This window comes from Enterobacter cloacae complex sp. SHL020 (genome assembly GCF_049236945.1).
GTDB classification, from domain to species: Bacteria; Pseudomonadota; Gammaproteobacteria; order Enterobacterales; family Enterobacteriaceae; genus Enterobacter; species Enterobacter dykesii.
In genome coordinates this window covers 52,186-66,005 of sequence record NZ_JBMKJF010000007.1, presented here as the reverse complement: position 1 = coordinate 66,005, position 13,820 = coordinate 52,186, and the positions used below count along the sequence as shown (strand labels likewise).

At 56.5% G+C, this 13,820-nt stretch carries 18 protein-coding genes; 4 read left to right on the top strand and 14 right to left on the bottom strand.

All coding sequences use genetic code 11. The features are described from left to right. Positions 1 to 96: 96 nt before the first annotated feature. Genes trmB through ACOTZB_RS17010 form a run of 3 tightly spaced genes read left to right on the top strand, consistent with a single transcriptional unit; the run spans position 97 to position 1,915 of the window. Positions 97 to 816: a tRNA (guanosine(46)-N7)-methyltransferase TrmB gene (trmB, locus tag ACOTZB_RS17020; RefSeq protein WP_033146613.1), complete on the top strand. Its 720-nt coding sequence runs from the start codon at positions 97 to 99 to the stop codon at positions 814 to 816. Further along, positions 816 to 1,142, top strand: coding sequence for a YggL family protein (locus ACOTZB_RS17015; protein ID WP_014885198.1), 327 nt, complete (start codon positions 816 to 818; stop codon positions 1,140 to 1,142). The genes trmB and ACOTZB_RS17015 overlap by 1 nt, the downstream gene beginning before the upstream one ends. A gap of 56 nt (positions 1,143 to 1,198) precedes the next feature. Further along, on the top strand, positions 1,199 to 1,915 hold the full coding sequence (locus ACOTZB_RS17010) for a DUF2884 domain-containing protein (protein WP_058841913.1): 717 nt from the start codon (positions 1,199 to 1,201) through the stop codon (positions 1,913 to 1,915). A gap of 82 nt (positions 1,916 to 1,997) precedes the next feature. Here the strand turns inward: ACOTZB_RS17010 and ACOTZB_RS17005 are convergent, their stop codons facing one another. The 6 genes from ACOTZB_RS17005 to ACOTZB_RS16980 are packed head-to-tail and all read right to left on the bottom strand — an operon-like array spanning position 1,998 to position 5,713. Then, the gene (locus ACOTZB_RS17005; RefSeq protein ID WP_421627868.1) at positions 1,998 to 2,336 is read right to left on the bottom strand and encodes an endonuclease domain-containing protein; all 339 of its coding nucleotides are present in this window, start codon (positions 2,334 to 2,336) and stop codon (positions 1,998 to 2,000) included. Positions 2,337 to 2,392: 56 nt separating this feature from the next. Continuing rightward, positions 2,393 to 3,541 carry a radical SAM family heme chaperone HemW gene (gene hemW, locus ACOTZB_RS17000; RefSeq protein WP_126329739.1) on the bottom strand — a complete coding sequence of 383 codons (1,149 nt, stop codon included), beginning with the start codon at positions 3,539 to 3,541 and terminating at the stop codon, positions 2,393 to 2,395. After that, entirely contained in the window at positions 3,534 to 4,127 is a 594-nt protein-coding gene (locus ACOTZB_RS16995) for an XTP/dITP diphosphatase (RefSeq protein WP_048979374.1), read from the bottom strand. The genes hemW and ACOTZB_RS16995 overlap by 8 nt, the downstream gene beginning before the upstream one ends. Before the next feature lie 3 nt (positions 4,128 to 4,130). Beyond that, positions 4,131 to 4,427 (bottom strand): DUF167 family protein YggU, encoded by a 297-nt coding sequence (gene yggU, locus ACOTZB_RS16990; RefSeq protein WP_023333349.1) that lies wholly within the window; start codon positions 4,425 to 4,427, stop codon positions 4,131 to 4,133. Then, positions 4,424 to 4,990, bottom strand: coding sequence for a YggT family protein (locus ACOTZB_RS16985; protein WP_023309130.1), 567 nt, complete (start codon positions 4,988 to 4,990; stop codon positions 4,424 to 4,426). The genes yggU and ACOTZB_RS16985 overlap by 4 nt, the downstream gene beginning before the upstream one ends. A 21-nt stretch (positions 4,991 to 5,011) precedes the next feature. Beyond that, complete coding sequence (locus ACOTZB_RS16980) at positions 5,012 to 5,713, bottom strand: YggS family pyridoxal phosphate-dependent enzyme (protein WP_193805664.1); 702 nt, start codon at positions 5,711 to 5,713, stop codon at positions 5,012 to 5,014. Between the two features lie 17 nt (positions 5,714 to 5,730). Here ACOTZB_RS16980 and ACOTZB_RS16975 point away from each other — a divergent pair, with 17 nt between their 5' ends. Continuing rightward, complete coding sequence (locus ACOTZB_RS16975) at positions 5,731 to 6,711, top strand: type IV pilus twitching motility protein PilT (RefSeq protein ID WP_421627865.1); 981 nt, start codon at positions 5,731 to 5,733, stop codon at positions 6,709 to 6,711. A gap of 10 nt (positions 6,712 to 6,721) precedes the next feature. Here the strand turns inward: ACOTZB_RS16975 and ruvX are convergent, their stop codons facing one another. The 8 genes from ruvX to metK all read right to left on the bottom strand — a co-directional run bounded on the left by ruvX (position 6,722) and on the right by metK (position 13,806). Beyond that, positions 6,722 to 7,138 carry a Holliday junction resolvase RuvX gene (ruvX, locus tag ACOTZB_RS16970; protein ID WP_021242076.1) on the bottom strand — a complete coding sequence of 139 codons (417 nt, stop codon included), beginning with the start codon at positions 7,136 to 7,138 and terminating at the stop codon, positions 6,722 to 6,724. Next, positions 7,138 to 7,698 carry a YqgE/AlgH family protein gene (locus tag ACOTZB_RS16965; RefSeq protein WP_008499752.1) on the bottom strand — a complete coding sequence of 187 codons (561 nt, stop codon included), beginning with the start codon at positions 7,696 to 7,698 and terminating at the stop codon, positions 7,138 to 7,140. Before ACOTZB_RS16965 ends, ruvX begins: the two co-directional genes overlap by 1 nt. A gap of 87 nt (positions 7,699 to 7,785) precedes the next feature. Further along, complete coding sequence (gene gshB, locus ACOTZB_RS16960; protein ID WP_045329321.1) at positions 7,786 to 8,733, bottom strand: glutathione synthase; 948 nt, start codon at positions 8,731 to 8,733, stop codon at positions 7,786 to 7,788. 19 nt (positions 8,734 to 8,752) lie between these two features. Beyond that, a complete protein-coding gene (gene rsmE / locus ACOTZB_RS16955) occupies positions 8,753 to 9,484 on the bottom strand; it encodes a 16S rRNA (uracil(1498)-N(3))-methyltransferase (protein WP_045403915.1) in 732 nt (243 codons plus the stop codon). A gap of 51 nt (positions 9,485 to 9,535) precedes the next feature. Next, complete coding sequence (endA, locus tag ACOTZB_RS16950) at positions 9,536 to 10,243, bottom strand: deoxyribonuclease I (protein WP_421627863.1); 708 nt, start codon at positions 10,241 to 10,243, stop codon at positions 9,536 to 9,538. A gap of 94 nt (positions 10,244 to 10,337) precedes the next feature. Continuing rightward, the gene (locus ACOTZB_RS16945; RefSeq protein WP_045888327.1) at positions 10,338 to 10,835 is read right to left on the bottom strand and encodes a SprT family zinc-dependent metalloprotease; all 498 of its coding nucleotides are present in this window, start codon (positions 10,833 to 10,835) and stop codon (positions 10,338 to 10,340) included. Positions 10,836 to 10,893: 58 nt separating this feature from the next. Continuing rightward, the gene (gene galP, locus ACOTZB_RS16940; RefSeq protein WP_237423680.1) at positions 10,894 to 12,291 is read right to left on the bottom strand and encodes a galactose/proton symporter; all 1,398 of its coding nucleotides are present in this window, start codon (positions 12,289 to 12,291) and stop codon (positions 10,894 to 10,896) included. Between the two features lie 360 nt (positions 12,292 to 12,651). Continuing rightward, positions 12,652 to 13,806 carry a methionine adenosyltransferase gene (metK, locus tag ACOTZB_RS16935; protein WP_008499745.1) on the bottom strand — a complete coding sequence of 385 codons (1,155 nt, stop codon included), beginning with the start codon at positions 13,804 to 13,806 and terminating at the stop codon, positions 12,652 to 12,654. Positions 13,807 to 13,820: the final 14 nt, after the last annotated feature.

Below are 13,820 nucleotides of genomic sequence, written 5' to 3'. Positions count from 1 at the left end.
TCTGCTGTAAACCGGATCTTTCCCATGCTTGCATAGAAGCCTTAACTTTGGATAATGCCCGTTTCCCGAACATTCTCACAAGCAGACAACTCTTTTATGAAAAACGACGTCATTTCACCGGAATTTGATGAAAACGGTCGCCCGCTGCGCCGTATTCGCAGCTTTGTCCGCCGTCAGGGTCGCCTGACAAAAGGGCAGCAACATGCGCTGGACAACTACTGGCCGGTGATGGGCGTTGAGTTCAGCGAGCAGCCTCTGGACTTTACCGAACTGTTCGGCCGCGAAGCACCCGTCACGCTGGAGATCGGGTTTGGTATGGGCACCTCGCTGGTGGCCATGGCGAAAGCGCGACCGGAGCAGAACTTCCTCGGTATCGAAGTCCACTCCCCGGGCGTGGGTGCATGCCTGGCTACGGCTCATGAAGAGGGCGTTGAGAACCTGCGCGTGATGTGTCACGACGCGGTGGAAGTGCTGCATAAAATGATTCCTGACAATTCTTTAACCATGGTTCAGCTCTTTTTCCCTGACCCGTGGCACAAAGCACGTCATAATAAACGCCGTATCGTTCAGGCGCCGTTTGCCGAGCTGGTGAAAAGTAAGCTGAAGCTGGGCGGTGTCTTCCATATGGCGACCGACTGGGAACCGTATGCGGAACATATGCTGGAAGTGATGTCGTCGCTGGACGGGTATAAAAACCAGTCTGAGAGCAACGACTATGTACCGCGTCCGGAATCGCGTCCGGTAACGAAATTTGAACAGCGTGGCCATCGTCTTGGTCACGGTGTATGGGACTTAATGTTCGAGAGGGTGAAATAATGGCAAAGAATCGTAGCCGTCGTCTGCGTAAAAAGATGCACATCGAAGAATTCCAGGAAGTGGGTTTCTCCGTTGCGTGGCGTTTCCCGGAAGGCACCAGTGTAGAACAGATCGATCAGGACGTGGATGCGTTCATCAATGACGTGATTGAGCCAAACAAGCTGGCCTTCGACGGTAGCGGTTACCTGGCCTGGGAAGGTCTGATCTGCACCCAGGAAGTGGGTAAATGCACCGAAGAACATCAGGCGCTGGTACGTAAATGGCTTGAAGACCACAAGCTCGAAGATGTCCGCGTCAGCGAACTTTTCGACGTTTGGTGGGACTAATAAAGCAGTAAGGGGCCAGCATTAGCTGGCCCATTTTGTCTGAGGGAGTGTTTAAGATGCGCAAAACGTTGCTGGCTGTTGCTTTGATGGCAACCGGATTCACCGCCCATGCGGATTATCAATGTAGCGTCACCCCGCGTGATGACGTGGTGTTAAGCCCGCAGACCGTGCAGGTCAAAGGCGAGAACGGCAATCTGGTGATTACGCCGGATGGTAACGTGACGTTTAACGGCAAGCCGCAAAACCTGACTGCCGCGCAGCGCGAGCAGGCGAAGGATTATCAGGCTGAGCTGCGTACCGCACTGCCGTGGATTAACGACGGCGCGCTGACCCGCGTTGAGAAAAGCCGCGTCGCGCTGGATAAGATCATCACCAAAGAGGTGGGGGAGAGCAGCAACATGCGCACCCGCCTGACGAAGCTCGATAAGCAGCTTAAAGAGCAGATGAACCGCATTATCGAGACGCGCTCCGACGGCCTGACGTTCCACTACAAGGCGATCGATCAGGTCCGCGCTGACGGGCAGCAACTGGTGAACCAGGCAATGGGCGGCATTCTCCAGGACAGCATCAACGAGATGGGCGCCAAAGCGGTTCTGAAAGGCGGCGGTAACCCGCTGCAGGGCGTGCTGGGCAGTCTGGGCGGCCTGCAGACCTCCATTCAGAACGAGTGGAAGAACCAGGAAGATGATTTCCAGCAGTTCGGCAAAGACGTGTGTAAACGCGTGGTGTCGCTGGAAGATAGCCGGAAGGCGCTGGTGGGGACGCTGAAGTAAGATCTCTGCGCGCTGGGCCCTTCACCCCGGCCCTCTCCCCATGGGAGAGGGTGTAATCGTTCCCTCTCCCTGTGGGAGAGGGTTAGGGTGAGGGCATCAGGCTCTGCAGTCGTTGAAGTATAACCATCATCACTTCATCCTCATTTGCCCTAAATTCATTATTCCAGAACCGCAAAACTTCCCAGCCGTTTGCGTTTAAGAATGCTGTTCTTCGTAAGTCATACGCCTCTTCATTCTGATGTTGTCCCCCGTCCAGCTCAACGATCAGCTTCGCCTTAAAGCAGGCAAAATCGACGATATATGTGCCAATAGGCATCTGCCGACGAAACTTATACCCAAAGAAACGACGACCTCTGAACAAATACCAGAGGCGTAATTCTTCGGGCGTAATTTGTTTGCGGAGTTGTTTTGATTTTTCCATCCCCACACTCTGCCAGCCTTTCCCTCAGCCAGCAGAACGGGATGCAAAATCCTGAATCAGCCTTCAGAATCGTCGGCGAGGAACAGCTCAAGAAGGGAATTTAAGAACAGCTTGCCGTGCTCGGTGATCTGCCAGTATTCCTCATTCTCGGTGAGATACCCCTGCGCCAGCGCCTCGTCGATCTGCGGGCGAATCACCGACTCCGGCAGCCCGGTGTAACGCGCAAATTCCGCGCGCGGCGCGGCTTCCAGCAGACGGAAGCGGTTCATGAAGAACTCAAACGGTTTATCCTCCGCCTCAACGTCGTGCTGACGCTCCAGGTAGCGGCCTTCCATGTATCCGCGCGGGTGGCGGGTTTTGGCGGTGCGCAGAATGCGCCCGTCCGGGAAGGTCACCTTGCCGTGCGCGCCGCAGCCAATCCCCAGATAGTCACCAAAGCGCCAGTAGTTCAGGTTGTGCTGACACTGGTATCCCGGCTTCGCATACGCGGACGTTTCATACTGCTGATAGCCCGCAGCGGTGAGAAGCCTGTGACCCTGCTCGAAGATATCCCACAGCGCGTCGTCGTCCGGCAGCACCGGCGGGCGGGAACCGAACAGCGTGTTTGGCTCGATGGTGAGCTGATACCACGACAGGTGCGGTGGGTTCAGTTCGATCGCCTGGCGCAGGTCGTCCAGCGCCTCTTCCAGCGACTGATCCGGCAGGCCGTGCATCAGATCGAGGTTAAAGCTGCGCAGGCCCAGACCGGTCGCCAGGTTTGCCGCGCGCTTCGCCTCTTCCGGGCCGTGAATGCGCCCCAGACGTTTCAGCTTCGGTTCGCTAAAGCTCTGCACGCCGATGGAGATGCGGTTCACGCCCGCGCGCTGATAGTCGACAAAACGGTCGGCCTCAACGGTGCCGGGGTTGGCTTCCATCGTAATTTCAGCATCCGCCGCCAGGTTCAGGCGCGAACGCACGCCGTCCAGCAGCGTTTGCATCGCCGGGCCTGACAGCAGGCTCGGCGTACCGCCACCAATGAAAATGGTCTTAACTTCACGTCCCTGTGCGTAAGGTACATCGGCGTCCAGGTCGGCCAGCAGATGCGCAACGTAGTCATCGTGCGGCACTTCGCCCTTCAGCGCGTGCGAGTTGAAATCGCAGTACGGGCATTTCTGCACGCACCACGGGATGTGAATATACAGACTCAAAGGCGGCAAATTAGCCATTACGCAGTGCTTCCAGTAACAGTTTCAGCGCGCGTCCACGGTGGGAAATTGCGCTTTTCTCTTCGCGGGTCAGTTCCGCAGCGGTTTTGCCCTCGGTCGGGACAAAGAAAATAGGGTCGTAGCCAAAGCCGCCGTTGCCAGCCGCTTCACGGGTAATCACGCCCGGCCAGCTGCCGTGGCAGACAATCGGCGTCGGGTCTTCCGCGTGACGCATATAAACCAGAACGCAGTGGAACTGCGCGGTGCGCTGTTCGTCCGGTACGTCTTTCAGGGCGACAAGCAGCTTTTCCAGATTCTGCTGGTCGGTGGCGTCAACGCCGGAATAGCGCGCAGAGTAAATCCCCGGCGCACCGCCGAGAAAATCCACGGCCAGGCCGGAGTCGTCGGCAATCGCAGGCAGGCCGGTAATCTGCGCGGCGTGGCGCGCTTTCAGGATCGCGTTTTCGATAAACGTCAGACCCGTCTCTTCGGCGGACTCCACGCCCAGATCGGTCTGGGCGACCACGTCCAGCCCAAAATCATTTAATAGCGAGGCCAGCTCGCGCACTTTACCGGCGTTGCCGGTCGCGAGAACAACTTTCTGCATGGTTTAGTCCTGTTCTTTCAGAGCCGCGACTTCCGTCGGGATAGATTGCGGATTAAGGATTTTTACCTGTTTATGTCGCCCAAGTTCACCTTTTTCAATGATGACCTGGCTTTTGGCGACGCGAAACTGTTTTGCCAGATATTTGGTCAGATGCGCGTTCGCCTGGCCGTCAACCGGCGGGGCGGTGATGGCGACTTTTAACTCGTCGCCATGCAGCCCGACAATACTGTCACGGCTGGCCTTCGGCTGAATATACAGCCGCAAAACCAGCCCGTCAGCGCAGGTGCTTACGGCACTCATAGCGCCATCCACAGCCCCGGCAGCAGCATATCGCCCGTAGACTGTAACAGCTCAGCGATCCCCATGTTGACCACATAGAGCAGCAGAACCAGGATCATCGGCGAGAAATCAATACCGCCCATCGAAGGCAGCAGATTGCGAATCGGGCGCAGCAGCGGTTCGGCCAGTTGGATCAGCGCATATTCTACCGGACTACGCCCCTGGCTTACCCAGCTCATGATGGCCATGACCAGCAGCACCCAGAAAATCAGCAGGCCGATGGTTTTGATTAAAATCAGGACCGCAGCAATCCAGATAATCGGCTGGAAGGTGATGACCATAAACAGCACGATCGCTTTGATAACGCTCAGAATAAACGCCACCAGCAGAGACGAACTGTCGATGGGACCCATCGCCGGGATAATGCGGCGCAGCGGTCCGACAACAGGTTGCGTGATTTTCACGACAAACTGCGAGAACGGATTGTAAAAATCACAGCGGGCCCACTGCATCCAGACGCGCAGCAAAAGCGCCATCGTATACAGCTCAAGCACTGTTGAGAGCAGGAAAGTCAACGTCTTCATGGCGTTCCTCAGGTTTCCTTATTATTTTGAGTAGTCGCGCGCACCGAAAATTGCCGTGCCGATGCGCACCATAGTGCTGCCTGCCGCGATGGCGGCTTCCATATCATCCGACATGCCCAGCGAAAGCGTGTCTACCGTGTTATAGCGCGCTTTAAGCGCCTCAAATGCTACAGCCATTTGCTGTGCCACGGCAAATTGCCTTTCATAACTTGACTCAGGCGCCGGAATTGCCATCAGCCCGCGCAGGGTCAAGCGCGGAAGGGCGGCCACGTCTGCGGCCAGCGTATCCAGCTCACTCAGAGCAATGCCGGACTTGCTGTTTTCATCGCTGATGTTGACCTGAATCAGCACGTTGAGTGCCGGCATTTCTGCCGGACGCTGGTCATTCAGGCGGGTAGCGATACGCAGGCGGTCGATGGTGTGGCACCAGTCGAAGTGCTCTGCCACCAGACGGCTTTTGTTCGACTGCAGGGGGCCAATAAAGTGCCACTGCAGATCCGTATTCCCCTGTTCCTGGAAGTAGCGAATTTTATCCACGCCTTCCTGAACGTAGTTTTCACCAAACGCCCGCTGGCCTGCATCAATGGCTTCTGCGATGGCGCTCGCAGGCTTGGTTTTGCTGACTGCAAGCAGCGTAATTTCTTCTGAAGCACGGCCGCAGCGCGCTGCGGCGGCTGAGATTTTGTCCCGGACCTGTGCCAGGTTATGCGCAATGTCGTTCATTTTCCGAGGAGTAGTCTATGGATGTGGAAGAAATTGTGGCCCTTAGTGTAAAGCATAACGTCTCCGATCTACACCTGTGCAGTGATTCGCCACCGCGCTGGCGCAGATTAGGTCGGCTTGAACCCGCTCCTTTTCCGCCTCCCGATGTCGGAGCGTTATTAAAAGCGTGGCTCAACGATGAGCAGCAGGGAATCTGGTGGGCAAAGGGGCAGGTGGATTTTGCCGCGACGGTAACGGGAGGCCAGCGGCTGCGCGGCAGTGCCTTTAAGCAGATGAGAGGTTTCTCTTTGACGCTGCGGCTGTTGCCGCGTAGCTGCCCACAGCTCTCTTCGCTGGGCGCGCCGCGGGCGATCCCGGAACTGTTGTCCAATGACGCCGGGCTGATTCTGGTCACGGGGGCGACCGGCAGCGGCAAATCCACTACGCTGGCGGCGATGGTCGATTTTCTCAATCACCATGCTGACGGCCATATCCTCACGCTTGAAGATCCGGTGGAGTTTATCTACCAGAGCGAACGTTGCCTGATCCAGCAGCGTGAGATAGGCCAGCACAGCCCGTCATTTGCCGAAGCGTTGCGCAGTGCCTTACGCCAGGATCCGGACGTTATTCTGCTGGGGGAGCTGCGCGACAGCGAAACGATCCGCCTGGCGCTGACGGCGGCGGAAACCGGACACCTGGTGCTGGCGACGCTGCATACGCGCGGGGCATCGCAGGCGATTGAACGGCTGGTCGATACGTTCCCGGCGCAGGAGAAAGATCCGGTGCGTAACCAGCTGGCCGGCAGCCTGCGGGCGGTGCTGGCGCAGAGGCTGCTTCCCGATCTACAGGGCGGGCGCGTCGCGTTGTATGAACTGCTGGTGAACACTGCGGCGGCGGCGAATTTGATTCGTGAAGGGAAAACGTGGCAACTGCCCGGCATCATTCAAACCGGTCAGCAGGCAGGAATGCAGAACTTTGACCAGAGCCTGGCGGAGAGACGGGCGCAGGGGCGGCTGTAGGCCCCTGTGGTTAAAAGCCCTGTTCGAAATAGCTTTCGAGGATAATCACGGCAGAAGCGGAGTCCACGCTGCCTTTGTTGAGCGCACGGAAGCCGCCGTGCTCAAACAGGCCCGCACGCGCTTCGACGGTGCTAAGACGCTCGTCGTGAAGCTTCACGGAGACGCCAAAGCGGCCATGGATTTTATTGGCGAACTTACGCGCCCGGGCGGTAAGCGGCTGTTCTGTGCCGTCCATGTTCAGCGGGAGCCCAACAATCACGTCATCCGGCTGCCACTCTTTGAGCAGACGCTCGATAAGATTCCAGTCTGGCGTGCCGTCATTAGCCTTCAGGGCCGTAAGCGGACGCGCGGTACCGGTGATGCGCTGACCCACGGCGACGCCAATGCTTTTGGTACCAAAATCGAAGGCCAGAAGCGTTCCGCTCATCAGGCGTGCCCCGCTACGCCAGGCATGGTCAGGATATCAATGCCAATCAGCTTCGCCGCGTCACGCCAGCGATCGGCGATAGGGGTTTTAAACAGGATATTCATGTCCGCAGGCGCGGTAAGCCAGGCGTTATCGAGGATCTCTTGCTCAAGCTGGCCTTTCTCCCACGACGAATAGCCCAGCGCCACCAGCACTTCAGAAGGCTGTTCAGCGGTGCCCAGCGTTTCAAGCACGTCGCGCGAGGTTGTGATGACGGTGTTATCCGAAATTCGGATGCTTGAAGAGAATACCGGCGGCGTATGCAGGATAAAGCCGCGATCTTCTGCAAGAGGTCCACCCAGCATCACCGGTTTATCAAGCCGGATTTCCGGCAGTCGCGCTTCAGCCGGTATTTTCAGCTTGTCCAGAATTCCTTCAACCTGAAGATTTTCCAGTGGTTTATTGATGATAATACCCATCGCGCCGTCTTCATTGTATTCACAAATATAAACCACGGCGCGGCGAAAAATCGGGTCCTGGAGAGCAGGCATGGCAATAAGAAAGTGATGCTGTAAATTCATTGTCAGAGGTACTGTTTCCTGGTTTAAAAAGCGACAGCGCCCAGTATGGGGACAAACACAGGCGCTGTCACTAATAGTATTGTTAGGTTATTTCTGTAAACGTTTTTCGATAGCGTCCATCAGCATTCCGGTGATCGAAATCGGGAATTCCGCTTCAATTTCACGAATGCAGGTCGGGCTGGTGACGTTCACTTCGGTCAGACGATCGCCGATGATATCCAGGCCAACGAAGATCAGGCCTTTGGCTTTCAGCGTCGGGCCAACGCGGCGGGCAATTTCCCAGTCGCTTTCGGTCAGCGGGCGCGGCTCACCGCGGCCACCGGCTGCCAGGTTCCCACGAGTTTCGCCACCCTGCGGGATACGCGCCAGGCAGTAAGGAACCGGTTCGCCATCCACCACCAGAACACGTTTGTCACCGTCTTTGATCGCCGGAATATAGTTCTGCGCCATGCAGTAACGCGTGCCCAGCTCGGTCAGCGTTTCGGCAATCACGCCAATATTCGGGTCGCCTTCTTTCACACGGAAAATCGATGCGCCGCCCATGCCGTCCAGCGGCTTCATAATGATATCGCCGTGTTTCTGCCAGAATTCTTTCAGCTGCGCTTTGCTGCGGGTCACCAGGGTTTCCGGCGTCAGGTCAGAGAACCAGGCGGTGTAGAGCTTCTCGTTGCAGTCGCGCAGGCTCTGCGGCTTGTTGACGATCAGCGTTCCTTTCTCTTCAGCACGTTCGAGGATATAGGTGCAGTAGATGTATTCGGTGTCGAACGGCGGATCTTTACGCATCAGGATCACGTTGAGATCGGCCAGGGCAATGTCCTGCTCGGTGCCGAACTCGTACCATTTGTCGTAGTTCTGCTCGACGTTAACGATGCGGGTGCGCGCGCGGGCCTCACCGTTGATCAGGTAAAGATCGTTCATCTCCATATAGTGGAGTTCATAGCCGCGACGCTGCGCTTCCAGCAGCATGGCGAAGCTGGAATCTTTCTTGATGTTGATGTTTGCGATGGGGTCCATCACGATGCCGAGCTTGATCATGTTCTTCTCCGTTAATGCTTCAACCCAGATCGCCAAACCGTACCTGTAGCGCGGTAATGGCCGTGAGTGCCGTTGTCTCAGTGCGCAGAACGCGAGGTCCCAACAGAATATCAGTAAACTGGTAACGTGCCGTCATCGCAATTTCATCCGCCGACAGGCCGCCTTCGGGGCCAATCAGCAGGCGAACGCGCTCAACGGGCAGGGGCAGCGTATTGATGCTGGCGCTGGCGCGCGGATGAAGGTTGAGTTTCAGCCCACTTTCTTCTTCTGCACACCACTCCTCCAGATCCATCGCCGGGCGGATCTCCGGAATACGGTTGCGTCCACTCTGTTCACAAGCCGCAATGGCAATTTTCTGCCACTGCTGGATCTTTTTGTTCAGACGTTCCGCATCCAGTTTAACGCCACAGCGTTCAGAAAAAAGTGGCGTAATGAGGCTTACACCCAGTTCAATGGATTTCTGAATGGTGAACTCCATTTTCTCGCCGCGCGACATCACCTGGCCCAGATGGATGTGCAGCGGTGATTCCCGGTCATCCACTTCGCCACGCAGGACGTTAACGTGTACGCTTTTTTTATCAGAGCGTGTGATTTCCGCGTCGAAAACCTGGTTCGAGCCGTCGAACAGCTGTATTGCCTGACCTGCGCCCATGCGCAGCACGCGGCCAACGTGGTTGGCGGCGTCATCAGACAGGGCGATTTCACGGCCTGCGGTAATCAGTTCAGGATGGTAAATGCGGGGAATGCGCATAGTCAGAAATTCCATGTGTCATGCGATATAAGCGAATTGCCGTAGTGTAGGTTAGCTCTTTTGCGCCTGGCAAGCCCGCTGGACGTAAGGGTTGTGATTCCCCTGGACTCTGGCGATACGTTCGTCGCGCTGGCATTCCCACTCCGTCACCGGGTACTGCTTGTCCCAGGCGTTGAACAGCTGCGTCTGCTGGCGGGAGAGGTTGAGGTCGTAACGGTCGCGCATATAGAAGTAGGTGCGGGCGATGCTGCCGCGCGCACGGGCAGGGGGCTCGGCGACTTTCTCTTTAAAATCAACCTTCATACCGCACTGACCGTACTGGCCTTCGCCACCGTTCCACTGGCTGTACATGAAATTACCCCGGTCGCCGTTCACTTCACCTACGGCAGGCTGCAGGTTATGCATATCGCTTTCCATCTGACGATAAACCGGATCTTTGGCGCAGTTTTTACGTCCACCATCCTGCCAGCACTGGCGCTGGTGGCCAAACTGCCAGGCCGGAACGACATGTTCCCATTCAATGCGGCTGGCGCGATTTTCGTTTTTACGCACCTTATATCCGCAGGACTCAAGGTCAACGACCCCTTTTTTACCCAGCCAGTTAATTTTACAGCCGCAGTAGAAATCGCCCGGCACGTCAGCGTTGACCTTTATGCCGGCCGCTTTGGCCTGAGAGAAACTGTTGATACCGTCGGCCAGAGCATGGCCTGAGAGCGCCGTCGTCAGAAAGGCGACCGCGAGAGAAAAATTACGGGACATCTTACACTCCGTGTCAAAACGAGCCCGCAACGTAACGAATGTTGTTCCCGTATGCAATCAGTCAGATCAGGAAAGTTCCTGAAAGTTCAGATAATTATTCCGCAACCAGCGGCTCGCCGCATTTGACGCAGCGGTAGGTCGCCTCGCCGCGCACCACGCGATTATGGCGGCGGACGGTAAGCTGGTGCTGCTGACACTGGCAGCGGTAGGGGAAGGTATTGCGGCGTACCGATTCCAGCTCGAACTGATGGGTGCGGCGTGCCGGAACGCCGAGCACCGCTTCCATCATCCACTTCCACTCTTTTCCATGGGGCGCGACGCGTCCGAAGTGTTTCCACACCAGCAGATGCGCCAGCTCGTGCGGTACCACTTCCTCGATGAACGCCTGCTGGTTTTCCATCATCAGCACCGGGTTAAGGCGGATCTCATAGGGCTCGAGCCAGGCGGTGCCGGCCGCGGTGCCGCGCTGCTGATAAACGATCTTAGGTTCAGGGTAATTGCGGCCGAGCTTCAGGTTCGCCTGGGCGAGTTTTTCCCGCAGGCAGCGCATAACGGCCTGCTGAAGGGCGATGGGGAGACGGGGTGCTTTCATAGGGGCAAAGCATAAAGCGCGAAGCGGGGAGGCGCAAGAGGCGCCCCCCGCATGAGGATCAGTCGTGGGCGCCGATTTCGCGCAGCGGACGACCTTTCATCAGGTTACGTTCAATATGTTCCAGAGAAACGTGTTTGGTTTCTGGAACCAGCCAGATTGTCAGCACAATAAAGAAGATGTTCAGACCAGCGTAGACCCAGAAGGTGTTCGCGTTGCCCAAGGTATTGAGCATGGTCAGGAACGTTGCGCCGACGATCATGTTGGCAATCCAGTTGGTTGCGGTAGAGCAGGTGATACCAAAATCACGCCCTTTCAGCGGCTGGATCTCAGAGCACAGCACCCAAATCAGCGGACCAGCGCTCATCGCAAACCCGACGATAAACATCAGCAGCATGCCGACCGCAAAGTACTGGGCGGTTGGTGAGTGAATGCCCACATGCATCATGGTACCGAGGACACCCATACCGGCCGCCATCACCAGGAAGCCCAGCGTCAGGGTTGGCTTACGTCCCCAGCGGTCTACCAGACCGATGGCGATAAAGGTCGCCAGCACGTTGGTCAGACCGACAATGACGGTCCCCCACATTTGTTCGGTGGTGTTGGTATAACCCGCCAGCTCAAAGATTTTTGGCGCGTAATACATGATGACGTTCATCCCGGTGAACTGCTGCATCACCTGCAGCAGCACGCCAAGGAACACCGCGCGGCGGAAGTTGCTGTTCTCTTTAAACAGCGCCCAGCCGGACTGTTTGACCTTCAGGCTTTCGCGGATCTCTTCCAGCTCGTTTTTCGCTTCCGCGCTGGTGTCGCGCAGGCGCATCAGCACGCGTTCGGCATCGTGGAATCGACGTTTGGCGGCGAACCAGCGCGGGCTGTCCGGCAGGAAGAAGACGCCAATCAGCAGCAGAATGGCCGGGATGATGATCACGCCGAGCATCCAGCGCCATGCGCCGCTGTAGCTAAACGCGGTATCGGAGAGATATGCACCGAGAATACCGATGGTGATCATGAGCTGGTACATCGAAATCATACTGCCGCGGATTTTCTCCGGCGCGATTTCAGACAGGTAAAGCGGGGCGGTATAGGACGCCACCCCTACGGCCAGACCGAGCAGCACGCGGGAAATCAGCAGGACCTCAACGTTAGGCGCAGCGGCAGAGAAGAGGGAACCGGCAACGAACAGGATCGCGCCGATCATCAGGCTCTTTTTACGCCCGAGCTTGAAGGAGAGCCAGCCGCTGCCGACGGCCCCGACGGCAGCGCCAAACATCATGGAGCTGACCACCCACTCCTGGGTGTGAGCGCTGATCTGGAACTCGTCAGTAATGAAAGGTAATGCACCGGCAATGACGCCGATATCCAGGCCAAAAAGTAATCCTGCCAGGGCGGCGAGGAAACAGACGAAGAATGTCATCGCCTTGTTGGACGTACGCCCCTGTTTTTTATTGTCAGGCATTATGCCCTCCAGTTGGGTTATCAGTTTTATTGATGTAAAGGGTAGGTGAGTGACCCGTAAAAATATGTGAGATTACTCACATAGGTGTAATCGGTTACACTAACGCGCAACCGTAAAAATAATTAAAGCTTTGAAAATATAGAGGTAAACGAGGTGATATGCATCGCGAAAGAACACATTTCAGACTTAACTGAAAGGCTATGTAACAGCAGAAGAAAGGCGATCATGCAAAGAGAATATTCTGAAAGCGAGACGCATCCGGTGCGGTGTAATCGGTTCCATATATGCGTCTTTGCGGCGCCACCCGACAAAAAAAGGCCAGCCCGAAGGCTGGCCTTTTATCACGCAGTTGTCAGTCGATTACTTCAGACCGGCAGCTTCACGCAGCAGGGCGGCTTTGTCGGTTTTTTCCCATGGGAAATGTTCACGACCAAAGTGACCGTATGCCGCGGTTTCTTTGTAGATTGGGTGCAGCAGATCCAGCATCTGAATCAGGCCGTATGGACGCAGGTCGAAGAACTCGCGCACCAGCAGAGTCAGCTGTTCTGAAGGCACTTTCTCGGTACCAAAGGTTTCAACCATGATGGAGGTTGGCTCAGCTACGCCGATCGCGTAGGAAACCTGGATCTCGCAGCGGTCAGCCAGGCCGGCTGCAACGATGTTTTTCGCCACATAACGCGCCGCGTACGCCGCAGAACGGTCAACTTTAGACGGATCTTTACCGGAGAACGCACCGCCACCGTGGCGCGCCATGCCGCCGTAGGTATCAACGATGATTTTACGACCAGTCAGGCCGCAGTCACCCATTGGGCCGCCGATAACGAAGCGTCCGGTTGGGTTGATGAAGAATTTGGTCGCAGAGCTCAGCCATTCGGTCGGCAGAACCGGCTTGATGATCTCTTCCATCACTGCTTCCTGCAGGGATTTCTGATCGATATCTTCGGCGTGCTGGGTAGACAGAACCACCGCGTCAATACCGACGATTTTACCGTCGTCGTACTGGAAAGTGACCTGGCTTTTCGCATCCGGGCGCAGCCACGGCAGGGTGCCGTTTTTACGCACTTCAGCCTGACGCTGCACCAGACGGTGTGCGTAGGTGACCGGTGCTGGCATCAGCACGTCGGTTTCGTTGGTTGCATAGCCGAACATCAGGCCCTGGTCGCCCGCGCCCTGTTCCAGCGGATCGGCACGGTCAACGCCCTGGTTGATGTCTGGAGACTGTTTGCCAATCGCGCTCAGAACCGCGCAGGAGTTGGCATCAAAGCCCATATCAGAATGCACATAGCCGATCTCACGCACCGTGTTACGGGTGATCTCTTCGATATCAACCCATGCGCTGGTGGTGATCTCACCGCCAACCAGAACCATGCCGGTTTTGACATAGGTTTCGCACGCTACGCGCGCTTTAGGATCCTGCGCCAGGATCGCATCCAGCACCGCATCGGAGATTTGGTCAGCAATTTTATCAGGATGTCCTTCTGATACGGACTCGGACGTAAACAGGTGTTTTGCCATGTTTTATTTCACCT

Coding starts and splice junctions, on each gene's coding strand:
- ACOTZB_RS16995 (WP_048979374.1), bottom strand. CDS start 4,127: ATGCAGAAAGTTGTTCTCGCGACCGGCAACGCCGGTAAAGTGCGCGAG.
- ACOTZB_RS17005 (WP_421627868.1), bottom strand. CDS start 2,336: ATGGAAAAATCAAAACAACTCCGCAAACAAATTACGCCCGAAGAATTA.
- yggU (WP_023333349.1), bottom strand. CDS start 4,427: ATGAGTGCCGTAAGCACCTGCGCTGACGGGCTGGTTTTGCGGCTGTAT.
- ACOTZB_RS16945 (WP_045888327.1), bottom strand. CDS start 10,835: ATGAAAGCACCCCGTCTCCCCATCGCCCTTCAGCAGGCCGTTATGCGC.
- ACOTZB_RS17010 (WP_058841913.1), top strand. CDS start 1,199: ATGCGCAAAACGTTGCTGGCTGTTGCTTTGATGGCAACCGGATTCACC.
- ruvX (WP_021242076.1), bottom strand. CDS start 7,138: ATGAGCGGAACGCTTCTGGCCTTCGATTTTGGTACCAAAAGCATTGGC.
- ACOTZB_RS16965 (WP_008499752.1), bottom strand. CDS start 7,698: ATGAATTTACAGCATCACTTTCTTATTGCCATGCCTGCTCTCCAGGAC.
- ACOTZB_RS17015 (WP_014885198.1), top strand. CDS start 816: ATGGCAAAGAATCGTAGCCGTCGTCTGCGTAAAAAGATGCACATCGAA.
- ACOTZB_RS16980 (WP_193805664.1), bottom strand. CDS start 5,713: ATGAACGACATTGCGCATAACCTGGCACAGGTCCGGGACAAAATCTCA.
- gshB (WP_045329321.1), bottom strand. CDS start 8,733: ATGATCAAGCTCGGCATCGTGATGGACCCCATCGCAAACATCAACATC.
- rsmE (WP_045403915.1), bottom strand. CDS start 9,484: ATGCGCATTCCCCGCATTTACCATCCTGAACTGATTACCGCAGGCCGT.
- trmB (WP_033146613.1), top strand. CDS start 97: ATGAAAAACGACGTCATTTCACCGGAATTTGATGAAAACGGTCGCCCG.
- ACOTZB_RS16985 (WP_023309130.1), bottom strand. CDS start 4,990: ATGAAGACGTTGACTTTCCTGCTCTCAACAGTGCTTGAGCTGTATACG.
- hemW (WP_126329739.1), bottom strand. CDS start 3,541: ATGGCTAATTTGCCGCCTTTGAGTCTGTATATTCACATCCCGTGGTGC.
- endA (WP_421627863.1), bottom strand. CDS start 10,243: ATGTCCCGTAATTTTTCTCTCGCGGTCGCCTTTCTGACGACGGCGCTC.
- ACOTZB_RS16975 (WP_421627865.1), top strand. CDS start 5,731: ATGGATGTGGAAGAAATTGTGGCCCTTAGTGTAAAGCATAACGTCTCC.
- metK (WP_008499745.1), bottom strand. CDS start 13,806: ATGGCAAAACACCTGTTTACGTCCGAGTCCGTATCAGAAGGACATCCT.
- galP (WP_237423680.1), bottom strand. CDS start 12,291: ATGCCTGACAATAAAAAACAGGGGCGTACGTCCAACAAGGCGATGACA.